19 protein-coding genes are annotated in these 22496 nt (G+C 50.2%); 9 read left to right on the top strand and 10 right to left on the bottom strand.

Annotated features, from left to right (window positions below; genetic code table 11):
- Positions 1 to 22: 22 nt before the first annotated feature.
- The 3 genes from typA to VIS48_03455 form a co-directional block, all read right to left on the bottom strand.
- Positions 23 to 1843: a translational GTPase TypA gene (gene typA / locus VIS48_03465; GenBank protein HEY9165201.1), complete on the bottom strand. Its 1821-nt coding sequence runs from the start codon at positions 1841 to 1843 to the stop codon at positions 23 to 25.
- Between the two features lie 538 nt (positions 1844 to 2381).
- Positions 2382 to 2894: an isoprenylcysteine carboxylmethyltransferase family protein gene (locus VIS48_03460; GenBank protein ID HEY9165200.1), complete on the bottom strand. Its 513-nt coding sequence runs from the start codon at positions 2892 to 2894 to the stop codon at positions 2382 to 2384.
- The gene (locus VIS48_03455) at positions 2891 to 3955 is read right to left on the bottom strand and encodes a 3-oxoacyl-[acyl-carrier-protein] synthase III C-terminal domain-containing protein (protein ID HEY9165199.1); all 1065 of its coding nucleotides are present in this window, start codon (positions 3953 to 3955) and stop codon (positions 2891 to 2893) included. Before VIS48_03455 ends, VIS48_03460 begins: the two co-directional genes overlap by 4 nt.
- Positions 3956 to 4148: 193 nt before the next feature.
- On the opposite strand from VIS48_03455, the gene VIS48_03450 reads away from it, so the two are divergent.
- The 3 genes from VIS48_03450 to arfB all read left to right on the top strand — a co-directional run bounded on the left by VIS48_03450 (position 4149) and on the right by arfB (position 6513).
- Positions 4149 to 5474: an ammonium transporter gene (locus VIS48_03450; GenBank protein HEY9165198.1), complete on the top strand. Its 1326-nt coding sequence runs from the start codon at positions 4149 to 4151 to the stop codon at positions 5472 to 5474.
- 149 nt (positions 5475 to 5623) lie between these two features.
- Positions 5624 to 5800: a hypothetical protein gene (locus VIS48_03445; GenBank protein HEY9165197.1), complete on the top strand. Its 177-nt coding sequence runs from the start codon at positions 5624 to 5626 to the stop codon at positions 5798 to 5800.
- A 284-nt stretch (positions 5801 to 6084) separates the two neighbouring features.
- Positions 6085 to 6513 (top strand): alternative ribosome rescue aminoacyl-tRNA hydrolase ArfB, encoded by a 429-nt coding sequence (gene arfB, locus VIS48_03440; protein HEY9165196.1) that lies wholly within the window; start codon positions 6085 to 6087, stop codon positions 6511 to 6513.
- A gap of 5 nt (positions 6514 to 6518) precedes the next feature.
- On the opposite strand, the gene VIS48_03435 is transcribed toward arfB, so the two are convergent.
- From VIS48_03435 to VIS48_03425, 3 genes are all read right to left on the bottom strand, one after another.
- On the bottom strand, positions 6519 to 7493 hold the full coding sequence (locus tag VIS48_03435; GenBank protein HEY9165195.1) for a 2-hydroxyacid dehydrogenase: 975 nt from the start codon (positions 7491 to 7493) through the stop codon (positions 6519 to 6521).
- A 72-nt stretch (positions 7494 to 7565) separates the two neighbouring features.
- Positions 7566 to 9596: an alginate lyase family protein gene (locus VIS48_03430; GenBank protein ID HEY9165194.1), complete on the bottom strand. Its 2031-nt coding sequence runs from the start codon at positions 9594 to 9596 to the stop codon at positions 7566 to 7568.
- Positions 9597 to 9664: 68 nt separating this feature from the next.
- Positions 9665 to 10633, bottom strand: a complete 969-nt coding sequence (locus VIS48_03425) for an NAD-dependent epimerase/dehydratase family protein (GenBank protein HEY9165193.1) — start codon at positions 10631 to 10633, stop codon at positions 9665 to 9667.
- Between the two features lie 249 nt (positions 10634 to 10882).
- Between VIS48_03425 and VIS48_03420 the strand changes: the two genes are divergently transcribed.
- The 6 genes from VIS48_03420 (at position 10883) to VIS48_03395 (ending at position 16700) form a co-directional block, all read left to right on the top strand.
- Positions 10883 to 12052 (top strand): glycosyltransferase family 4 protein, encoded by a 1170-nt coding sequence (locus VIS48_03420; GenBank protein ID HEY9165192.1) that lies wholly within the window; start codon positions 10883 to 10885, stop codon positions 12050 to 12052.
- Positions 12053 to 12163: 111 nt separating this feature from the next.
- Positions 12164 to 12802, top strand: a complete 639-nt coding sequence (locus VIS48_03415) for a dTDP-4-dehydrorhamnose 3,5-epimerase family protein (protein ID HEY9165191.1) — start codon at positions 12164 to 12166, stop codon at positions 12800 to 12802.
- A gap of 9 nt (positions 12803 to 12811) precedes the next feature.
- Positions 12812 to 13540: a sugar nucleotide-binding protein gene (locus VIS48_03410; GenBank protein HEY9165190.1), complete on the top strand. Its 729-nt coding sequence runs from the start codon at positions 12812 to 12814 to the stop codon at positions 13538 to 13540.
- A 7-nt stretch (positions 13541 to 13547) separates the two neighbouring features.
- The gene (locus VIS48_03405; protein ID HEY9165189.1) at positions 13548 to 14522 is read left to right on the top strand and encodes an SDR family oxidoreductase; all 975 of its coding nucleotides are present in this window, start codon (positions 13548 to 13550) and stop codon (positions 14520 to 14522) included.
- Positions 14523 to 14616: 94 nt separating this feature from the next.
- Positions 14617 to 15585, top strand: a complete 969-nt coding sequence (locus VIS48_03400; GenBank protein ID HEY9165188.1) for a class I SAM-dependent methyltransferase — start codon at positions 14617 to 14619, stop codon at positions 15583 to 15585.
- Between the two features lie 92 nt (positions 15586 to 15677).
- Entirely contained in the window at positions 15678 to 16700 is a 1023-nt protein-coding gene (locus VIS48_03395) for a glycosyltransferase family 2 protein (GenBank protein HEY9165187.1), read from the top strand.
- A gap of 19 nt (positions 16701 to 16719) precedes the next feature.
- On the opposite strand, the gene asnB is transcribed toward VIS48_03395, so the two are convergent.
- The 4 genes from asnB to VIS48_03375 are packed head-to-tail and all read right to left on the bottom strand — an operon-like array spanning position 16720 to position 22375.
- On the bottom strand, positions 16720 to 18594 hold the full coding sequence (gene asnB / locus VIS48_03390; protein ID HEY9165186.1) for an asparagine synthase (glutamine-hydrolyzing): 1875 nt from the start codon (positions 18592 to 18594) through the stop codon (positions 16720 to 16722).
- Positions 18595 to 18596: 2 nt separating this feature from the next.
- Complete coding sequence (locus VIS48_03385; protein ID HEY9165185.1) at positions 18597 to 19676, bottom strand: glycosyltransferase; 1080 nt, start codon at positions 19674 to 19676, stop codon at positions 18597 to 18599.
- Complete coding sequence (locus VIS48_03380) at positions 19676 to 20908, bottom strand: glycosyltransferase (GenBank protein ID HEY9165184.1); 1233 nt, start codon at positions 20906 to 20908, stop codon at positions 19676 to 19678. Before VIS48_03380 ends, VIS48_03385 begins: the two co-directional genes overlap by 1 nt.
- Positions 20909 to 22375 (bottom strand): lipid II flippase MurJ, encoded by a 1467-nt coding sequence (locus VIS48_03375; protein ID HEY9165183.1) that lies wholly within the window; start codon positions 22373 to 22375, stop codon positions 20909 to 20911. It abuts the gene before it with no gap.
- Positions 22376 to 22496 lie beyond the last annotated feature (121 nt).

The following is a 22496-nucleotide window of genomic DNA, read 5'->3' as shown; positions in this document are numbered from 1 at the left end:
GCCACTCTGAGGGGCGCGAAAGTCATCCTACCGTCGATTTCTTTCTCGATCTGTACCGGTCGTCATGGTCGAGAATTCTTTCGCGGAGACGGATCGATTTCGGAGTGAACTCAACGTACTCGTCATCGTTTATCCATTCTATGGAAGATTCAACCGTCATTAGATGGGGCGGCTCCAATCTGATCGCCTCGTCCGAGCCGGACGCGCGCATGTTCGTAAGATGTTTCGTCTTGCAGACGTTCGCCACGATAATGTCCTCACGGGCATTTTCGCCGACGATCATTCCCGCATAAACTTCGTCGCCCGGCTCGATGAAGAAGGTCATTCTCTCGCCTAGTTTCCACATGGCGTACGCTACTGCCGTTCCGCTCTCGAGTGCTACGACCGCGCCTTTGTTCCGTGTTTCGACGTCGCCCTTGTATGGCTCGTATCCGTGATAGTTGTGGTGAAGTATACCGGTTCCCTTCGTCTGTGTCATGAATTCAGTGCGGAATCCGATTAGTCCTCGCGCGGGCACGATAAACTCAAGTCGCGTGTTACCCCGGCTGGGAATAAGATTCTTCATCTCGCCTTTTCGCCTGCTCAGGTTGTCTATTACCGTTCCGACAAATTCATCAGGCACGTCTATCACGACATGCTCCACCGGTTCGTGAAGTTTGTCGTTGATGGTCTTGTAAATGACCTTCGGCTTGCTCACCTGGAATTCGTAACCTTCTCTCCTCATCATCTCGATGAGTATCGCAAGATGCAGCTCGCCTCTGCCGCTGACTGTGAATATGTCCGGAGTGTTTCCCGGCTCCACTCGCAAGCTCACATTGGATCTCAACTCGCGTTCGAGTCGCTCGGCGAGATTTCTCGTGGTAACGAACTTTCCTTCTCGTCCCGCAAACGGAGAATTGTTCACGATAAAATTCATTGAGATCGTCGGCTCTTCGATATTTACAAACGGAAGCGGGGTTATGTCCGCCGGATCGCATATTGTTTCTCCGATATCGACATCCTCCATTCCCGCCAATGCAATTATCTCACCCGCACTCGCTTCGGTCACGTCGTCACGCTTGAGTCCCTCGAATGTATAGATTTTTGCGATCCGCGCATCTTCAACACGTCCATCACCGTGAATGATCCGCATCGGCGCGTCGTCACGTATCGTGCCCCGAAATATTCTCCCGATTCCCAATCTTCCGATGTAGTCGTTGTACTCGATGTTCATGACGAGCATCTGGAAAGGCGACTCAGAATCTGACGGCGGCTCCGGTATGTACTTCACAATCGTCTCGAACAACGGGACAAGATTCGTGCTTTTCTCTTCAAGAGACCTTTTTGCAATTCCCTGCTTGGCGATTGTGTACACTACCGGAAAATCGATCTGGCGGTCGTTAGCGCCGAGAGCGATGAAAAGATCGTAGACCTCGTTCAAAACCTCTGCGGGGCGGGCATCTTTCCTGTCGATCTTGTTTATCACGACTATCGGAATCAAGTCGAGCTCCAGAGCTTTCCTCAGGACGAACTTCGTCTGCGGGAGCGGACCTTCGGCGGCGTCGACAAGCAGCAGGACTCCATCGACCATCATGAGTGTCCTCTCGACTTCGCCTCCAAAATCTGAGTGACCCGGAGTGTCGACAATATTTATCTTGTAATCGTTGTATCTAACGGACGCGTTCTTCGCGAGTATGGTAATTCCCTTTTCCCGCTCAAGGTCGCTCGAGTCGAGAATGCGCGTCCCCATGTTCTGGTTATCCCGAAACGTCCCGGTCTGTTTAAGCATGTAATCGACGAGTGTCGTCTTACCATGGTCAACATGTGCAATTATGGCTATATTTCGCAGTTTGTAGCTTCTCAAATTCGTTCCCAGTCAGGTTGAGTCGTCACGGCGTGATCGTGCGTTGTCTGCAGAAATCCTACGGCGAAATTTCTATTTATGTTTAATAAGATAACGAAAATGCGCGAGATAGAAAAACCGGCCACAAATCGGACTGCGGACCCTCATTGAAGGCGGATCGGCGGGTGGGCGAAGAGAACTCCAACCTAATTGGCAATTCTTCAACGGAATCGGAAAGCGTATGGATTTGCCCGAGAATTCCTGATGAAAAACAGCTTGCGCCGAAGCGCGCTGGGGAAGACGCCATTAATCGCTCGCTGCAGACGCATTTATAGTCACAGGTCGGTTTACAAATGAAAAGCAATGACGCGACGACCCGTACGATCACTCAATTCACGAGGACTGACGGTTATGCCACTACTTATCGGTCCGAGTAGAATTGCCTTTCCTATCTGGAAAGGAAACCATTTGTCTTTCAAATGGGTTGATGTTTTAAACGCCGGACGGACGACGTGATGTTAAGAAAGAGTTAGAGGTGGTAATTCCGTCCGGCATTTTTTTATTGACCCGAGTAACCTCTCAAAGCTCTCATTTCTATTTCCATCCTCCTCGCCACTACGAACGCATTAACTATAGAGAAGACTGTCGCGGTAATGTAGCATGAAAAGATGATTGGAATTACGGCGAGCTCTACGATGACTGCGATGTAATTCGGGTGCCGGAACAATTTATAGGGGCCATTCTGAATCCGAGGATGATTCGGCAACACGATTACTTTCGTGTTCCAGTAGATTCCGAGGGATGCGATGGACCAGTACCGTAGAACCTGTGCCAGTGAGAACAATCCCAGGAATACCGGCCATTCTCTGTTCGGTGCTTCTCTTATGAATACTCGCTCCACTATAAGCGACACAAAAAAGAGAAGGTGCATAAGGACGATGAACCTGTAACCGCCTCTGTCAATCTCAACAGCTCCGAGGCGCTTTAACTTTGCTTCATTCCGATTCGCCAGAAAGAGTTCCGCGGTTCGTTGTGCCGCAAGGAACAGCATGAAGAACCAGAACAATGTCAATATGTTTCAAAGAGAAGAAGTTCGGAGCTGAAGCCGGGTCCAAGAGCAGAGATAATCCCGAATTCCGCGGGAACGCCCGCATTCTCTTCGAGGAATTCTTTAAGAACATATAAGACTGTCGGAGAAGACATGTTTCCGTGTTCATAAAGAACCTTGCGGGAGTGGCGCATGGCGCCCTCCGGTAAACCAAGTGCTTCTTCATACGCATTAATTACCTTCAGTCCGCCGGGGTGAGTCACAAAATGAGTTATGTCCTCAAGACTGATACCGTTTCTCGAAACAAACTCCTCGATATTCGGTTTCACGCAATCTCGAACTATGGTCGGAATGTCCTTACTGAATATTACTTTCAAGCCGCTGTCTTTGACTTCCCAACCCATGACGTCGAGCGAGTCGGGATAGATGGTAGACATCGAATCGAGAAGCAATATTCCCTTCCGGGACGCGAGGGGATGTTCGTCCCCGACGACAAGAGCTGCGGCTGACCCGTCTGAAAACAGCGACGTCCCGACAAGGTTGCTTTTCGAGAAGTCGTCGGTTTGAAACGTGAGTCCACAGAGCTCGATTGAAATAAGGAGTACGGCTTCTCCCGGCCGGGCAGTCGTATACTCAAATGTCCTGCTGAGTCCCGCTGCGCCGCCCGCGCAGCCGAGTCCCCAAATTGGCGTTCTCTTCACGTGCGGGCTGAATTTCATGAGGTTGGTCAGGCGCGCGTCTATGCTCGGCGTCGAGAGGCCCGTACTAGAAACGAAGAAGACATGCGAAATATCTTCGGGGCTGAGCCCCACTGCATCCAAACACTTTACAACGGACGCCGCGGACATTCTGACCGCGCTCCGGATGTAGAGCTCGTTTCGCTCTGCAAAGCTGTGCTGCTTTCCGTACCACTCTCTCTCTTCTGTGAAGTGGCGGACCGAGATGGATGGGTTATCAAACACACCCATCAGTCTCTCGAGATCGTTACGTCTGCTCGAGAAGATCACGCGGATAAATTCTTTTACTTCATCCTGTGTAACCCTTGTGCCGGGTTCTTCCGTCGCGACGGAAATTACTCTTGACATGTTCGCTCCTCGATGGCCGTGTCGTGAAAGTTCCCCGGCCATCTCTTTGTTCGATCCTTTATGGGTTTAACATATTAGGTCTCGACAAAAATCCCGGCCTTTGATCTTTGTCATAAGGCATAGAGGAGTTAATATTTTTATGCAATTTCAGTCCGGAGGCTAATTTAATTTTCACTCGGAGGAATATAACCAAATGGCAAGACTATCCGTTCCAATAATTGTCGTTAGTTTTTTTCTGATGTCCGCATCGGCTTTCGCGCAGTCGTCGACGGTAACCGCGCCGGTCTCGATAAACACGGGCGATACCACATGGATGCTGATCTCAACAGCACTTGTGATGCTCATGACCCCCGGGCTCGCACTTTTCTACGGCGGCATGGTGAGGAGAAAAAATGTGCTCGGCACAATCATGCAAAGCTTCATCGCGCTCGGGGTGATCACTGTACAGTGGGTGCTGTTCGGGTATTCGCTTGCGTTCGGCCCCGATGTTGGGCATGTCATCGGCAGCTTGAAGTGGATCGGACTGAGCGGTGTCGGACTTACTCCAAATCCCGACTACGCCCCCACTGTCCCTCACGAAATCTTCATGATGTTCCAGATGATGTTCGCAGTGATAACACCTGCTCTGATCACGGGAGCATTCGCCGAGAGATTCAAGTTCAAGACGTATTTAATTTTCATTTTGCTGTGGGCGACGCTTGTGTATGATCCTCTCGCGCATTGGGTCTGGGGAATCGGCGGATGGATCAAGAACATGGGCGCGCTGGATTTCGCCGGCGGACTCGTGGTTCACGTGAGCTCCGGTGTCTCTGCTCTCGTGGCGGCGATCCTGATCGGGAAACGAGTCGGTTACGGCGAGGAGCCGATGCCGCCTCACAACCTCACCATGACTCTCCTCGGTGTTGCACTCCTCTGGTTCGGGTGGTTCGGATTCAACGCAGGAAGCGCGGTCGCATCGGGCGCACTTGCGACTTCCGCTTTCGTTGCTACTCACATCGCGGCCGCGTCAGCAGCGCTCTCCTGGATGTTTGCAGAATGGTTCACACGCGGTAAGCCGACAGTGCTCGGGGCGGCCTCGGGCGCGGTCGCAGGCCTGGTCGTGATCACCCCAGCTTCAGGATTTGTCGGCCCGCTTCCCGCAATGATCATCGGAATAACGGGCGGAGTCGTGTGCTTCATGGGTATAAAGATCAAGGGAAAACTGGGCTATGACGATTCACTCGACACTGTCGGCGTTCATGGAGTCGGCGGATCCTGGGGAGCCCTGATGACGGGTCTGTTCGCGACAACCGTTGTAAATCCAGCCGGCGCCAATGGGTTATTCTTCGGAAATCCCAAATTGCTCTTGTGGCAGCTGGTGGCGCTTTCGGCAGCAGTAGCTTACGCGCTTTCCGTTACCTGGATTATCCTGAAAGTCCTCGATGTCACGATGGGTCTCAGGGTGTCGTTCGAGGAAGAACTCGATGGCCTCGACTACGGCCAACATGGAGAGAGCGGATACGTCCTTGAGGAGCGTTGATCTTGATCCGAAATCTCTGTCTCACTCGTTGTTGACGTTCGATGGAATTGCCTTAATTGTTTGGAAAAAATTGCGATAATTTTTAAATCCTGTTGACACAACTTGATGGTCTGGATATATTCCATAGTAGAACACGAAGGAGTGATGAGATGTTGAATAAGGAATCGCAATGGGATGTGGTCTGTGACTCTTGCAACGGGACCCGTTTTGTCGGCGTGGCACAGAGCGGAGACGGGTTCGATTTCATCGAATGCGAGAAGTGTCATGGTACAGGCACGGTGACAGTAATCCAGTACGGATTCGCCAAAGAAGACGACGACGAATAGAAGGGAATTCCCCAGGCTAACTGCCGGAAAAGCAGTCGGTCCGCACAAGCATAGTCTCGACGTTCTTTTCATAAAGACCGAACAAGATGCGTAGAATTATCTCCACGTCTCTCTAATTCCCGCACGATCGCCTATCTCATGACTCTATCCGGTTGCGCCAGATCGAGTTCCTGCTGCGGCCGGAGGACTCAAAGTTCCGGCTCCACCCCACACCACTTTAGTATTACGTTGTTACAGCTGATTGCATATTCGGTAATTTCATGCGAAACTTCTTTCGAAGGGAAATGACCGAAAACTCCGTTCGAATCAATGAAGCCATGTCGATATCCTTGATCGAATTGAATTATCGCACATCGAGGAGCGGTGGACCGGGTGGACAGAATGTGAATAAGCTCGAAACCAGAGTCGAGCTCACATTTGATGTTCGGAATTCTCCTTCACTTTCGGAGTCTCAGCGTGAAATGATCGTCGAGCGGCTCGGCGGCAGGATCGATAACGCCGGAATACTTCATGTTTCCTCTCAGGCTTCGAGAAGTCAGTGGGAAAACAAGAAGGCGGTTTTGAGGAAATTTGTTCTTCTTTTGAGGTCTGCATTGAAGCCGCGGAAGAAGAGGATTTCTACTCGTCCGACGAGAGCTTCCAACGAAAAGAGATTGAAGAAAAAGAAGATCGCTTCTGAAAAGAAGAGGTCACGCGGCCACATGGAGATTTAGCCCATCTAGACGTAATCTTCGCGCCGCTGGATGTTCCTCGGAATTTCCCCTTTTACGAAAGCCATGATGTTCTCAAGAGCCATGTCGAGTGCCTTTTGATGAATCCCTTCAGTGAGATACGAATTGTGCGGAGAGCCGAGAAAATTGTCCAGCTCAAAAAACGGATGATGGACCTCAAACCTCGGGAAATTGAATGGCTCGATCCACCATGCCTCGATGCCCGCCTTGAATTTCGGGAACGCTCTGAGATGATCGTACAGGCTCTTTTCGTCTATCAGTTCGCCCCGGGCAACATTTACCAGGACCGCATCTGGCTTCATCATCCGTAGCTCCCGCCTGCCGATCAGTCCTCTCGTCTTCTTGTTCAACGCGATTGTCAGGAGAATGAAGTCCGACTCACGAAGCAGCATCCCGAGGTCCGCGAGTGTCCCGATGAAATCTATCCTTGTATCGGTCTTCCCTGAACTATTGATGGCGATAATTTTCATTCCAAATCCACGCGCAATCTCCGCCGTTCGTTTGCCTATTCCACCGAACCCTATGATTCCCAGGGTCGAGTCCATCAACATTTTGTGGGGAGTCACCTGGTCGAAAACTCCTTCGCTTAGCTTTTTGTGAAGCGGAAGAAAATTGCGCGCGAGCGCGAGCATCATTCCAATTGCGTGTTCAGCGATCGGTTCGCTGTACGCCCCGCCGTTGGAGCAGATCAGAATGCGCGCGTTCAGTTTGTCGAAAGGTACTCCGTCCGCGCCGGCTAGCGTAAGTTGGATGAGCTTCACGTTCTTCAGCGATGGAAACTCTTCTTCTTTTATATCCTTTCGAAAATTCATGGCGAGGACGATATCCGCAGATTCGAGCAAGTTCTTTCTTTCTCCTTGCTCTGCGCGCGCCAGGAAATCTATCGCTGCACGATTCCCAATCAGGCGGGAGATCCGATCCGCCATCTCATTATTGACTTTCATCGTCACAAGAAGCCGCATAGAGCTTTCAGTCTCGTTTTGTGATTGACGATTCCGCGCGTAGTTCTTGAAATAACTTTAAGATTCCCATCACTATTTGAGTCTGTTCAATATATGGTTGACGCCGTCCGCGTCGCTCAATATAAAAATGAATGTTTCGATCTTAAGGGGGATTTCCCCCGAGATCTTTACGCGGGCGGTCCGTGCCTGCTGGATGATTCCGTAACTCGGCGAGTGCTCCCAGTTCTCGAGCGTAAAGTCGTGCTGGAACTTAACGAGCGCGAACTCGTCTCCCTCGGCCACAAGAAATTTTCTTCCCAGATTCACAACAGCCACATCCGGATCGAAATGGAAAAAGAGTTCGATCGTGTGGGTTCCTTCGCCCCTGAATTCATCCTCAATAAGAAATGTTCGCTGTCGCTTGTTAAATGTGATCTTCCGGATGTGAATTACGGGAAATTGGAGCCGTTCGTATGCGTGGTGTTCCGCCTCGACGATATTCTGTTCTTCTGATGATTCCCATTTCAGGAGAAGAGGATTCGTCGCGTCTTCACGTATCGACCAGAGTCCGGCAAATTCCGATAGCTCGGTCCCGTCTACAACCGCAGTATTGTGAGAGTAAGTTGAACGCAGTCTGTTCCGCAGCTTCGGGTTTGGAGTGTAACAGTAAGTCCCTCTGTCGACGATAAACGGAATTTTACCGGATAACGTGAAGCTCAGCACGTCATTATGGCCGTGGCCCCCTCGTCCGCGCAAGCCCGTTTCGCCGAAGTCGAATGAACAGAAATCCTTTTCCGAACGGAGGAATGCAAAACCACCCTCCTTGAAAATTGCGGAGGAAGTAGGCGCTGCATTCTTGAGCGAAGAATATTTTTCGAATCCTTGTGTTCCAAGGAGGAGAAGTCCGAGCTCGCTGAAACTGCCTGAGATCGATTTCAACGAGTTGCTTTCAAACAATGCTGCACCGACCGCGATAATATCCCTGTGATCGTTGAAGTCACAATTCATTTTCATCTTGAAGAGCCTGCCGTCATCCGCATCGCCGATGTTAGGTGTCTTTCCGTCGTGCGTCGTCGCGGCGGCGATAAAATCGTACATCTTCTCCAGTCTGCCTGCGAACTCTTCGTCGATCTTGTAGCTGTTTAATTTCAAGAGAACGAAAGCAGCCGAAAATAATTCCGCAGTCAGACGCTGGTAACTCGTGGATTTCTCGTAGTCGGTTCCGTCCCGGTGGACCTGCTCGACGATCTCGCGCTGCAGTTCTCCGGACGCGAACTCTACCCATCTCTTGCCTTCCCTCGTGTCGTGAAAGAAAATGCCGAGATATATAAGCCCGACGAGATTTGAAATCAAATGATTGTGGCTTGGAATGCTCCTTTCGAGGTTGTGGCGGATAAAGACCCCATGTTCAAAAAGTGAGCAGAGGAGCTTCAGCAGAAACGAATCGTCGATCTTGAACGAATCCATAAAGTAGAGTAAACCTACGATGAGGTTCATGGCCCTGATGGCGGCTTCCATCGGCGTCGTCCAGTTTACGCCGTAACCGGGTGGGTTGTTGTCGATCCAGTCGTCGACGAGACTTCTGAATTTTGCGGCGTGCGTCTCGTTTCGGCTTATCCAGTAAGCCTTGCCGAGCCAGATCGCCTGGTGAAACCTACTCAACTCCCACGGTACCTTCACGTCGGAGCCTTCACCCGAACCGATCAAGTCGATGGAGGTGTGATACTTCAGTGGCCATCTCTTGCCCGATTTGAAGTCAAGATGCCAGTCGATCCCGCTCCCGAAACTGTAGAGGTCCGAGCCTAACACTTTGTACTTGTTTTCATGGACTGTGTCGGCATCATCCATTATCGAGTCGAATTTCCCGAGGGACGTGAGGAGATTGATGTAAAATTCTTTTTTGTTCAGGTCGCTGATAAAAAATCTGACTCGCAGATCGGTCTTGAAAGACTTCAGAACATTTTCGCCGTCATGCCTTCCGCGTCGAAGCTTACTCACCAGAACGCGAGGCGTGATCCTGCGTCTGAAGAACCGCGTCCTGATGTCGTATAATCTTCTTGAAACGAGGCGTGAATAGACCGCCTTGACTGTATTGAGCATGGACGACCCTTCGGATGGTTTCATCGATCTACGTTCGGATCCGCCGATATAGGATGATGGTTCAGCTCGGTCAATCGAATTGCTCCGTCCGTTCAAATCGGAATGAATCGTCGATAAAGGTCCAGATTCTTCTTTAGAAATTCCGCCTGCATCTCAAGGCCGGTGTTTATGTCAACACCTGGAGAGAACCCGAAAATGCGCTTAGCCCGCGAGCAGTCAGCGCTCGTTCTGAACACATCGCCTTTTTCTGTACGCCTTGAGTCGATCTGGATCTTCTTCCCCGTTATTTCGCCGGCTATTCGTATTACTTCCTGCATCGAAACGACGTGACCTCCGCCGACATTAAATATTCCTCCTGCGTCCGCGCTTTTTGCTGCTAGCACCATTGCTTCGGTTACGTCGCCAACATATGTGAAGTCTCTCTCCTGTTTCCCGTCTCCAAAGAGCGGAAAACTTCTTCCTGTCAATGCCGCGACGATCAGTTTGGCGAACGCCATGTCGGGTCGCTGCCTGGGTCCATAAACGGTGAACAGACGCAGGGACACGGTCGGGGTCCCGAAATTCGCGGTGTAAAGGCCGCACAGATTCTCTCCGGCGAGCTTGGTCGCTCCATACGGCGAGTGAGGAGCGGTGATCCTGGCCTCGCTCACGGCCTCCTCTTTTATCTGGCCGTAGACCGAAGACGAGGAAGCATAAATAAATTTCTTGAGGCTCCTCGACACCTTCGCGGCTTCAAGGAGTTTCTGAGTTGACAGAATATTGTTCACGACATAAAGCGAAAAATTTTCTCCCCAGCTGCCGCGGACTCCGGGCTGTGCAGCAAGATGAAATATGAAATCCCTGTCTTCTGTCAGTGCGGCCAGGTCTGTCTTCATTATGTCGGCTTCTATGAAACTAAATTTCGCTTCCCGTTTCAACGTCTCCAGGTTGTTCAACTTGATTTCACGTGCATAGTAATCTGTCATGCAGTCTATGCCGGTGACTTCCATTTTATCCGCCATCAGTTTTTCGCAGAGCTGGGAGCCGATGAATCCCGCGCATCCCGTCACTAATGCTTTCAATGCACTATCTCCCTACAACAAAAATTATAACTCAGGTGTAGTAACGAAAGACATTTCAATTCTTTCACGCGTCAGCAAATTACCACTTTTGGATTAATCGTTCACGCGTTATTTCCGAAAATCCGAATTTGTATGGAGGATTGTGTTAAATTGAGTCTGGTTTTTGAAATTTATTACACACGCCGCAGCAAGAGATCGGGCCGCGTGTCCTTTCCGGTTGCGGAACCAATCAGTCAACATGAGAAGATATTGACCGACCTCGTTTTCTGGATGAATATTCCGGCATTCTACCAATCTGATCTTTTCAGGGCTCTCGCTTCCACATCGGAAGTGAATCTCCATGTTATCTATACGGGCAGGATCACGGGAGACCGCGTAGCGTTGGGCTGGCAGGAGGATTTGAAGGGATTTGATTACGAGTTCCTATCTGGTCGCTCCGCCATTGCGGACGCGGTGCGGAGAGCACGAAATCGCCGCCATGAAACTCATATCGTGAACGGCTTGTGGGCGGGCAAGGTCGTTGAATCAGTCTTGTCGACGCTCATGATCTCTGGTTCAAAGTACTACATTTACTCCGAAGCGCCGGATCCGCGAGCAAAAGTCTCATTCATGAAAGCCGCAGTTCTCAATGCGGCAGGCAAAGCATTTGTCAGGAGCGCTGCTGGGATTCTCCCCATTTCTCATTTCGCGATGTCGTACTTCAAGTCGTACGGTGCGGACGAAGGTAAAATGTATCCGTTCGGTTATTTCCGCTCGATGCCTACGGATGAGCGGGCTGGCAAAGGGAATGGTCCCAAGAAAACTATCGATGTTGTTTTCGTGGGACAACTTGTGCACCGAAAAGGAGTGGACATTCTGGTTGAATCGGCGGAACCCATTCTCCGGGCCCACGATAATCTTGTCCTGCACCTTATCGGTACAGGTGAGCTGGAACAGGAGCTCAAACGATGGATCGCAGAAAGGAATCTTTCATCAAGAATTATCCTCGAGGGAGCGCTGGAACCGCGGAAGATCATCGGCAGGATAACCGATGCGGATCTGCTGGTCCTGCCGTCGAGATGGGACGGTTGGGGCCTGGTTGTAAATGAGGCTTTGATGGCAGGAACGCCTGTCCTGGTTTCCAGTTCATGCGGTGCGTCAGACGTCATCGCCGAAGGCTCAAATGGTTATGTCTTTCGCTCCGGTGATCGGGAGGATCTTGTGAGGAAGCTCGATGCCCACTTGTCAAACCGCTCCGCACAACGAGAGATGCGAATGAAAGCTCACGAAACCGGCAAGCTGTTGACCGCAGAAAACGCCGCTGAATATTTGCTCGGCGTGCTGAAAGGCGCGCAATATGAAACATCATTTCACTCGGACAAGTATCCGTGGCTGCGCAGTCTTGACTTCTATCGTAACGGAGATCAGTCAATTCATTGAGTTCGTCCGGCGAACTTGATGCGAGTTCGACTTAGCCCGTGAACCGTTATTTGAACCAGAAGATTTTTCCGTTTATATTTTTCTACCAATAAGCCCAATTTCAAGAATTTCATGAAGACGATTTCGATAAAATCACTTTCAATTCCAGACGTCAAAATTATCCGCTTCGCGCGGTTCAACGACAATCGCGGATTTTTTACTGAACCGTTCCGACAAAGCGATACAACCAACCTGCAAGAAGTGAAATCTCTATCGGGCGCAAGTCTGCTTCAGATGAACGAAAGTTATTCGAGCGCCGGAGTGTGTCGCGGGCTGCACTTTCAATGGAAACCCTTCATGGGTAAGCTGGTCCGGACCATTCACGGTAGAATGATCGACGTCGTTCTGGATATCAGGAAGGGCTCGCCCACTCTCGGTAAGGTGACTGCCTACGACATGCCTGGGTCATTGACCGACCCGCACGATGAATGGATTTGGGTTCCCCCGGGGTTTGCCCACGGCAATTTTTTTACTGCAGATTCGAGGATAGAGTACCTCTGCACCGGTGAATACAGCCCTAACTCCGAGGCGGGAGTGTCACCCCTCTCAACCGATCTCGACTGGTCGCTCTGTCCCCCGGAGCTAAAATCACTCTTTGATGAAGTCGTCAGGAAGAATGGCATACTCAGCGAAAAAGACAGGAACGGACTTTCCCTGAAGAAGTGGCTTGACGATTCGCGATCGGATAATTTTGTTTACGGTAAATGCTGACTGGTCGACATGACTGATGACGAGAAGGTGTTGTTTACCGGCGGCGGCGGACTTCTCGGCAGAGAATTTCAGAAGATTCTTCCCGGCGCATTGTATCCTTCGAAGAGAGAATTCGATGTTACCGATCCGGACCGGATGGAAACATATGTCGCAGGACGGAAGATCGGAACCATTCTGCATGCTGCGGCATTTACATCACCTCCCAAGGTAGATCAAAATCCCGTCCTTGCGATCGACGCAAATATTATCGGTACATCAAACATAGTGAAACTATGTGTCAAGCACTCCTTCAGACTCGTTTATGTCTCGACCGACTACGTCTTCCGCGGTGATTCCGGGGACTACAACGAGGAAGACGCATTGCACCCCGTCAATAAGTATGCGTGGTCAAAACTTGGCGGTGAGTGCGCGGTCCGAATGTATGAGAAGTCCGTTATCGTGCGAACAAGTTTCGGCCCGAACGAATTTCCCTACGACAAGGCGTTCGTGAACCAGTGGACCAGCAGAGAATCCGTTTCAGTGGTAGCACGTATGATTCTGAAGGTGGTCGAATCGGATTTTCAAGGAACATTACATGTAGGTGGAGACCGCAAGACAGTTTACGAGTACGCTGTGAGCCTCAGTCCTGACAAAAAAATCGGTAAGCTTTCAACTGACGAAGTAAAGTTCTTGGTTCCGAAGGACACCTCTCTTAACACTAGTCTTTACAAAACATTATTCGGAAAAAGGAATAGCTGATTATCATATGAGCGGAAACGGAAAAACTAAGATTCTACTCGGGGGCGGAGGCGGATATATCGGGAGTTCGCTCGCGCCGGTCCTCCTTGAGCACGGGTACGAGGTTAGTGTGGTCGATTTCTTCTGGTTCGGAAACCATCTGCCGGGCGAGGTGAAGACAATCCAGAAAGATCTTTTCGATTTGAAAGCCGAGGACATTAAGGGATACGATATTTTTATTTTCCTGGCCGGATTGTCGAATGATCCCATGGCCGAATTTAGTCCCGCGAAGAATTTCATTTACAATGCCGCACTTCCGGCGTATCTGGCTTTCGTCGCGAAGCAAGCGGGGATCAAAAGATATATCTACGCTTCGTCGTGTTCGGTCTACGGTTATACCGAGAATAATCTCTACGATGAGGAGTCGCCGGTCACCTGCGGTTATCCGTACGGAATATCCAAGTTGCAGGGAGAACGCGGGGTCTTTCAGATTCAGGACGACTCGTTCTCAGTTATTGCCTTGAGACAGGGCACCGTCTCCGGTTTCAGTCCGCGTATGCGTTTTGATCTCATAGTTAACACGATGTTTAAATCAGCGGTCAGGGATGGGGTGATTACCATAAACAATCCCGCCATCTGGAGACCGATATGTGATATACGGGATATCGTTTCGGCTTACCTCAGGGCGATACAAGCCGACCAGGGATTGAATGGAGTATTCAATATCGCGGCCGGTAATTTCACCGTCGGTGAAGCTGCCGATCTTGTGAAGATGGAAGTCGAGCGACTGACTTCGAAAAAGGTGAAACTCGACATCAAGAATATCCAGGATTATCGCAATTATAAAGTCTCGATCGATAAAGCGAAAACGAGTCTCGGTTTTCGACCGCAGTTTTCCATTCGTGACACTGTTTCAGATGTGTACGCGCATTTGAATATGTATGGCGATTTTGAGAAGGACGAGTTTTACAACTTTAGAACGTTCAAGAAAATCAAATGGTGACGCGGAGCCACTGCTGCTGTCGGCTGCGAAAATATACATGCGTACACCCGAACGAACGGCCGGAGCGGTGTTCACAACACGTGTGAAATCCTGAATGACCAGGTGCCCGGTATGTAATACCGTCGACGGTACTGAATACCTTATTCGTGAAATGATGTATGGTACAAAATCCGTATTTCGATATCGTGAGTGCAGTAATTGCGAAACACTTTATTTCCTTGACGCGGCAGATGGTGCCGCGAAGCCGGACCTATATCCCCCGGATTATCAGACCCACATTCAACCCGAGAATCTCCAGATAGACGGGGGATTAGCGCTCTATGCCCGACGGAAGCGCTGGGAGTACCTTACGCGGCATACCGGAGTGGTCGGAAAAGTTCTGCAAAATCTGAAGCCGATTAGTCCTCCTGCCTGGCTCTTACGATCCGGCATGAAGGATTACGATTCCAGAATCCTTGACGTGGGATGCGGTTCCGGGAGCCTCCTGTTTTATTTGCGCAGCATAGGTTTCAAAGATCTGAATGGAGTGGATCCATACATCGAAAAGGACATTTTGTCCGAGCGGATCAAAATAAAAAAAGGCGTCTTGCGTGAGATGGACGGTAAATTCGATTCGATAATCTTCCATCATTCTTTCGAACACCTGGATGAACCATTGGATTATCTGAAAGGGTCGGCGGAGTTGCTCAAAGAGCGGGGACGTATCATCATCGGGATGCCGGTGAAGGACTGTTTTGCCTGGGAAAAATATAAGACAAATTGGGTCCAGCTGGACGCGCCGAGACACAGAGTGTTACTCACGCGCAAGAGTTTCAAACAACTATGTGACAAGGCCGGACTTCAAATCGTAGATTCCTTCAGCGACTCTTACGATTTCCAATTCTGGGGAAGCGAACAGAATTCCCGCGGTATCCCGCTCCATTCTGAAGTATCCTACATGGTGAATCCTGCGAAGAGCATCTTCACACCCGAGATGATTGAGCAATATCGGCTCGATTCCGAGAAGCTAAACCGGGAGAACCGCGGTGATCAAGCGGTGTTCATTCTTGGAATACAAGCGTGAACTTCAGGTGGCCGCTTTCGTGAATCCAGAATCGGCCCGGCAGCATCTCCAGATTCCAGGGCCTCTCCCGATACAATCCCGCGGAGACTGAATTGAAAAGTCACCCGAAGGTCAGCATCGTCATCTCGTGTTTTAATCAGATCAAGTATCTGCCAAAAACAATAGAGAGCGCGCAGCGGGTCGACTACGGGAATCTCGAAATTGTCATTTCAGATGATGCGTCGACAGACGGTACGGAAGTATCGATTGCGAAATACCTGGATGATCCAAGGATAAGGTTCTTCCGAAACCCGACAAACCTGGGGATTGTCAGAAATTATAGGAAGGGGCTCTATGATTATGCCACCGGCGAGTGGGCAATATACCTCGATGGAGACGATTATCTGACGGATGTTAACTTCATCCGCGACGCTGTCGAAGCGATAGGGAAGTACGATGACGTGGTTCTGGTTGCGGGGGGCGAAACGGCTCTTGACCCCGACGGGTCAAGCGTAGATCAACTTCCCACAACACATCCTATTGAATTTCTTGAAGGGAAGTCGTTCTTCCTGAAATGGTTTGGGAGCACGGGAGGAACTGCACATCTTGGAGCTCTGTATCGCAGGGACCTTGCAATGAAAATTGGTTTTTATGTCCACGATGTTGTGAGCTCCGACTGGGAGTGCCTACGGAGATTGGTGGTTACCGGTAATGTGGTTGCCTTCGGACGATCGGTTGGAGTCTGGAGAAGGCACGAATCTAACATATCCAGAGCTTATGATGTGCAGAAACGCCTCGATAATCTCATAAGCATTACCGGTCCGTACGAATTCGCAAAAGCGTATTTTCAAGACCGCGCATCGTTGGATGGGTGGTACAAGGAAGCCATAATTGATTTTCTTCAGGGAAATTTTGTCTATTTTGTCACAGGCGGATTTGTTCGGAGAGCCTTTACCTTTTTGTCCGAGGGGCTGCGAAAGTTTCCTGAATTAAAAACTTCCACTTACTTGCGGATCTTCCGGCATCCTGCGGTTCTACTCGCGTTGAGCGCGAACCTCCTGGGGCAGATAAATTATCTGAGACTGAGAGAGCTGAAGAAAAAGCTAAAACGATTTCTGTCGAGACGCGTCGACTGACTGTTCGTCGCATTACCTCTTAAATCGAGATCTTGTATTCCCTCTTCCAGAGTTCAATCATCGTTAATGCATACAGCCTCTGATAGTTGAAGATTCCCCTGGACTGTAATCTCGATAATCGCAGGACCGCTTTCTTGTCGAAAAGAACTTGCGAGTCATCGGTAAGAATATCCGTGATGAATTTTCCCCAGCCTGTTTTGAACCACTCACCGAGCGGAATTGAGAAACCCTGCTTCCGATCGATGTCGAGCGTGGTGGGAAGAACCTTTCTCGCCAGTCGTTTCAGCAGGATTTTTCGGTCGGTTTCGGTGGCCTTCAGCCGATCGGGAACAGATCTAAAAGCGAATTCAATTATGCGGTGGTCGAGAAACGGCGCGCGCACTTCGAGCGACGCCAGCATACTCGCGCGGTCGACTTTGACTAGAACATAGCTTGGCAGGTAGTTTAGGAAATCCACCGCGGTTGCCCGCTGAAGTAATGTATATCCCTCTCCGCATCGGCCGAATGTGTTGTATTCCGATTTTTCTCTGTCGGAGATCTCCGGTCCAAATTTTTGCCTCATCACCCTTCGGGCGGTTTTGCGATCGAAATAAGTGTCGGTGCGAACAATATAATGGGGATTATCCGAAAGCCTAATGAGTGCTCTGTCTTTGTATGGAAATCCGGGCGGCAATAAATTCTGTACCGCCCTCCCGAGCGGACCCCTTAGAGAGGATGGTGTCAACCTTCTCGTTCCCTGAGTTCGCAGAAGGAGTGAGTAATGCATGTAACCGCCGAACAGCTCGTCTCCCCCGTCACCGCCCAGCGCGACGGTGGCGTATCTTCTTATCAGCTTTGAAATCATGTACGTCGGGATCATAGAAGAGTCGGCGATCGGTTCGTCATACTGGCGCGCCAGATCAATCATGATATCAGGTTCCACTGTCCCCGCTTCGAGTTCGGTGTGTTGTGTTCCGAAATGTGCGGCAACGAGCTTCGCGTACGGACCTTCGTTGAATTTTCCAAAGCCGGGGAAAGTCACGGTATACGTGTTGACCTTGGCCGCGGAAGTCCTCGCTGCCATTGCAGTAACGAGGCTCGAGTCCACCCCTCCGCTCAGCATGATCCCGACAGGCACGTCCGCAATAAGCTGCCGCTTGACGGAGTCTTCGAGCAAAGCCTCCAACTCGACGAGAGTATCTTCATCGGTGCGACTCGCGGCAGCCTCCGGCTCGGGCAGCTTCCAGTACTGCCACACTCTTGTCGTGTCGTTCCCAATATCGTACGTCATGGCGTGGGCAGGAGGAAGTTTCTTGAAGGCCTTCAGGATACAGAGTTCGCCCGGGACGTATCCGAATGACAGATAATATTGAAGGGCATTAAAATCGATTGCGCGTTCGACAGAACTGTCCGCGAGGATTGACTTCAACTCTGACCCGAAGCGGAACGTCCCCTTATCATGAATGTAGAAGAGCGGCTTTTCGCCCGCGCGGTCGCGTGCTATGAAGAGAATGTTTTTCTTAATGTCGAAAATCGCGAACGCGAACATTCCAATCAGGTGTTCCACAAACCCCGTCTGCCATTCTCGGTATGCCTCGAGTATAACTTCGGTGTCGGACGCGCTGTTGAATGAATGTCCCTTAGACCGCAATTCCTTCATCAATTCGCGGTAATTATATATTTCCCCGTTGAAGACTATAACAAAATCTTTCGCGTGATCCATCATGGGCTGATGTCCCGCAGGCGACAGGTCTATTATCGCGAGCCGCCTCATCGCGAGACCGACGGTTCCATCCTCCGACCACCAGTCGCCGGCGTCATCCGGACCCCTGTGTGTCATGGAATCGCGCATACGCTGCAGAAGCACCGGGTCTTTCTCCACTTTTCTACCTGCTATCCCCGTAATGCCGCACATGGCTAGTGCCTCACCGAATTAACATCTCTCAAGAACTGCTTCATCCTGCTGTCCACATCATGTCCGTCTCTCTTCACCCGCTCATATCCCGATAACGCAATCTCTTTCCGTTGGCTTTCGTTTTTCAGATAATATTCAATTTTCGATAATAATTCATCCGCCGATCGAAAGTACTCGGCGTCCACCTTTTCCTTGAACATGCTGTTTAGATCATCTGTATATTCGCTGAGCATGAACGATTTCATTGCAGGAATCTCAAAACTTCTCCTCGTGTAAGTGTCATTGTTTAGCTTCGAGAGAAAAGAGAGGGAGATCTTAGCTCCGCAAATTGCTTTCCTGTATTCGATTCCTCTTACGGGCTTTATTGGGAGCAGCCTCTTCAGCGGATGTCCTTCGGGGAGCGCAGAAATAGCCGCGTCCCATCCCGTCCCGAATAATTTCAAATCGATTCCTTGTCTAGCAATATTCGAAAGTAAATCAAGTCTCCAATCATCTTCAAAGTGTCCTGCAAACACAACGTCGCTCCTGAATGCCGGTTCCATTTCATTTTGATCCATCGGGAACGTCTCCGCGGAATCGAAGTAAGACCGGAGAAGTCGCGTGTCCTTCGAGCCCGCCAGCCTGAAATCCTCCATGTTCGATTTGCGGTAACAGAAGTTAATGTCGAATAACGGGATCGACTTCTTCAAATGACGCCACATATGTCGGGGTTGGTTGTTTCCCCAGGGGTTGTCGTTCGTGTATTGCACGATCAGCGCGCCGGGCAAAAGTCGTCTCAACCCTAAAATTGTGGCCGGGTAAATGTGCGTGTCGTTATACAGCCAGATGACATCGGGTTTTGTGTCGGCGGCAGTTTTCAATAGTTCACGGTTAATCCTGAGAACAGTCGGTCCGGTGATGAATTTGTTTTGGAGTCTCGCCCACGCCGATGCGATGACGGGATCCCTATCGGGGAAAACAGAGAAGAAGTACTTCGCCCAGCCGAACCTAACCACCTCGTTCCCCAATCTCTCCAGCGCTATCGCGCAGGCCTCCTGATATTGTTTCCATAACCATTGACCCGAGATCAGGATCTTTGACATCAGCGGGTTCCCAAAAGCGACATCAGTTTCTGCTCTGCGTTCGACATGTTTTTGTCGTAATCGGCTCGTTCGGTGACAATCGAGAAATTCTTTTTCCTAATTTCCTGATGCCTGTCCTTTTCGAGGATCGCTTTCTCGATTGTGGCGGCGATCGATTCCGCGTTTAATGGATTGAAAAGGTAACCATTCGAGCCGTCTGTGACCCATTCCCTGATGGAGTCGATGTTGCTCATTATGGGAATACTCCCGAATGTCATTGCTTCAAGCATGGAATTCGGTGTCCCGTCATTCCGGGAAACTGAAACCGAGAAGTCGGCTCCCTTCAGCGCCTCGAGTGCTTTCTCGTGCGGCAACTCATCGATAAGAATAATCCTATTGTCCAGCTTGAATCTGCGTATGAGACGGCTGAGTTTGTGGAATCGCAATCCGTTCTTCTTCCCCGCAATTACAAGATGGAAGTTCGCGTTTCTGCTTGCCAGGATTTTGCAGGCGTGAATCAGCGGGATATTGTCGATGTCCTGGCTTCCGAATCCTCTCAAGCTCAGAATGACCGGCGCTCCGGAAATGCGAAGGGTTTCCTCGAAGAATCCCGTCCTCGATTTAAGCGACGCAGCGCCGTCATCCAGGTTTTTTCGGAACATTCCGCCGGCTCCCGGGACCACGAGGTGCGGTTTCTCCCGAGGAAAACCGAATTCATAACCCAGCTCTAGATCCCTGTTGCAATCGGTGAAGAGAAAGTCCGCCGACTTGAGAGTTCTGATAGTCAGTTCGCGGAAGTCAGACATCTGTCCCCAGTATGTCAGGTCGTTGCCCCATGTCGAAATGGCTAGAGGGGAATTCAATTTGGTCAATGCACCGATGAATCCCTCGTTGGGTATCCTGAGAGCGTGCACGATATCAGGCTTGATGGAAGCAATTATCCCTGACACTCTAGCCGCGTGCCGTGAAGTCTCCGAACGGAGCTGCCTGATCTTGTTGGTCAGAAAGATTCGTTCCGCGAGTGAAACGACCGCTTGATTCATCGGCAACTTGATCACTGCTGAGAGCATCGATCTTTTCCAGTATGAAGCATCATGGATCACCGGATGGTCCGAATATACTTCGGCACCGTCAACCTGCCCGTCAAACGGTGTCGTGGAATAAATGAATACCTCATGCCGCCTTTTTATGAAGAAGGTTATCCACTTACGGGAGTGAATGCTGTTCAGATCGCAGAGAAAGAGGATCCTCAATTATTTTACCTCGCCCTTTGAAGTAATCAGCTGCATCGCGTTTACGGCGCTTGACCAATTTAAAATCAGCCATGCGAGGAAGATTGCAGCATCGGCAGAGACCTGGAGCGTCAGGTTGCCTCCAGTAAGAAAATTGAAAGCAATCATCGCGAGACTCAACACTATGGTGCTTCCCTGTATTTTGAGGACTTCAAAGTCAATTAAGGTCTCGATCCTATTTACGAGCACGGCATAAAGAATAGTGGCGATCACCTGAGCGAACGCCAGGCTGATCGGAAGACCGTACAGGGAGAAGACTCGTACCGACGGGTAAATCGCAATTGCAAGCAAGGACACGAACAGAATTGCCGCGTAAAGTGTAAGCCTCCCCTTCTTCATTGCAAGCCCCGTCGCGCCGAGACTCGTGCCGATGAGCATTGCATAGTAGTACGGGAACAGCGCCATGAACAGCAGAAACATTGTGTGTACTCCGTCCGGCGGCACGCGGCCCGAGAAAAGCACGTTGAACACATTTTGGAAAACTATCACGACTACGAAGAATGTCCCAGCAAAGAGTACCACGCTGCTCCTCACAATGTGCACGAGCAGACTTCTAATCTCGCTGTAATCTTTCTTTGATGCGAGCTTCGAAGATTTTGTATAGTATACCTGAGCAAGCGGAGAGTTCGTAGTTCCCATCAGGACGTTTATGATTTTCTCGGCATAACTGTACAGAGTGAGCATTCCTGCCGGGAAGTAAGAAAGAATCGATGTTGTTAAAGGCCCTCTCAGGAGCTGGATCATATTTGCCGCCCTCACGGGTATATTCTTCACGAGGAGAAAGTTGAGATCCTTCTGTCGTACGGGGTTGACAAATCTCGCGCCGACTTTGATTTTACAGTAGAGAAACAAAACGAGGAAAATTGTGATCGACGAGATTAGTGTGGCATACATGAGAGCCGCCACGCCGAAGCGCGATCCTCCGATAAGAAGGCCAAGAATATTGAATGTGGGCGTGATCAGATTTGTGAGGTAAGTTATCAGGAAGAATGAATTTGCATTCAGCGTGGAATTTAGGACCATGGAAATTGTCGCAAAGGCAATCGATAGAGAGATGATACGCAGCATATCCACCGCAAGTCCGAATTTTGCCGTTTGAAACCCGCTGGCAAAAATCGAAATGAAAACCGGTGCCAGGACATAAACCAACGCACTAATCACGACACCCGAGATCAAAGACAAGGTCAGGATGGACCCCGACAAATTCCGCGCGTCCTCGGCGCCGCGGTTCTTCGCGTCATGGTAGATTGGCACGAAGAGATCGGTCAGGAAACCGGTCGACAAGCCGGTGACGAAAGTCGTAATTGTAATTACAAGATAGTAGATATCGGTGGAGTCCGACGCCCCAAAATATCTCACAATTATAATCTGGACAACAAAACCGACCAAGACGGTCAGGAGATTTATCGCATTAAGAAAGAATATCATTTCCCTGGGCTGCGAAAGGAGTTTTTAATCGCGGAAACCGTTTCTTGTCTGCATTACGTTAAATAATATAACCGCGATGTATGCCTCTTTCAATCTGGAGGCGACTCATTCGGCCGCGGCC

The sequence above is a fragment of the Candidatus Kryptoniota bacterium genome (assembly GCA_036567965.1).
In the GTDB taxonomy this organism is placed as follows: domain Bacteria; phylum Bacteroidota; class Ignavibacteria; order Kryptoniales; family JAKASW01; genus JAKASW01.
The sequence above is the reverse complement of the archived record's forward strand: the minus strand, read 5'-3'. Positions and strand labels throughout refer to the sequence as shown.

Coding starts and splice junctions, on each gene's coding strand:
- VIS48_03455 (HEY9165199.1), bottom strand. CDS start 3,955: ATGTCAAGAGTAATTTCCGTCGCGACGGAAGAACCCGGCACAAGGGTT.
- VIS48_03450 (HEY9165198.1), top strand. CDS start 4,149: ATGGCAAGACTATCCGTTCCAATAATTGTCGTTAGTTTTTTTCTGATG.
- VIS48_03445 (HEY9165197.1), top strand. CDS start 5,624: ATGTTGAATAAGGAATCGCAATGGGATGTGGTCTGTGACTCTTGCAAC.
- arfB (HEY9165196.1), top strand. CDS start 6,085: ATGACCGAAAACTCCGTTCGAATCAATGAAGCCATGTCGATATCCTTG.
- VIS48_03435 (HEY9165195.1), bottom strand. CDS start 7,493: ATGCGGCTTCTTGTGACGATGAAAGTCAATAATGAGATGGCGGATCGG.
- VIS48_03430 (HEY9165194.1), bottom strand. CDS start 9,596: ATGAAACCATCCGAAGGGTCGTCCATGCTCAATACAGTCAAGGCGGTC.
- VIS48_03415 (HEY9165191.1), top strand. CDS start 12,164: ATGAAGACGATTTCGATAAAATCACTTTCAATTCCAGACGTCAAAATT.
- VIS48_03410 (HEY9165190.1), top strand. CDS start 12,812: ATGACTGATGACGAGAAGGTGTTGTTTACCGGCGGCGGCGGACTTCTC.
- VIS48_03405 (HEY9165189.1), top strand. CDS start 13,548: ATGAGCGGAAACGGAAAAACTAAGATTCTACTCGGGGGCGGAGGCGGA.
- VIS48_03400 (HEY9165188.1), top strand. CDS start 14,617: ATGACCAGGTGCCCGGTATGTAATACCGTCGACGGTACTGAATACCTT.
- asnB (HEY9165186.1), bottom strand. CDS start 18,594: ATGTGCGGCATTACGGGGATAGCAGGTAGAAAAGTGGAGAAAGACCCG.
- VIS48_03385 (HEY9165185.1), bottom strand. CDS start 19,676: ATGTCAAAGATCCTGATCTCGGGTCAATGGTTATGGAAACAATATCAG.
- VIS48_03375 (HEY9165183.1), bottom strand. CDS start 22,375: ATGATATTCTTTCTTAATGCGATAAATCTCCTGACCGTCTTGGTCGGT.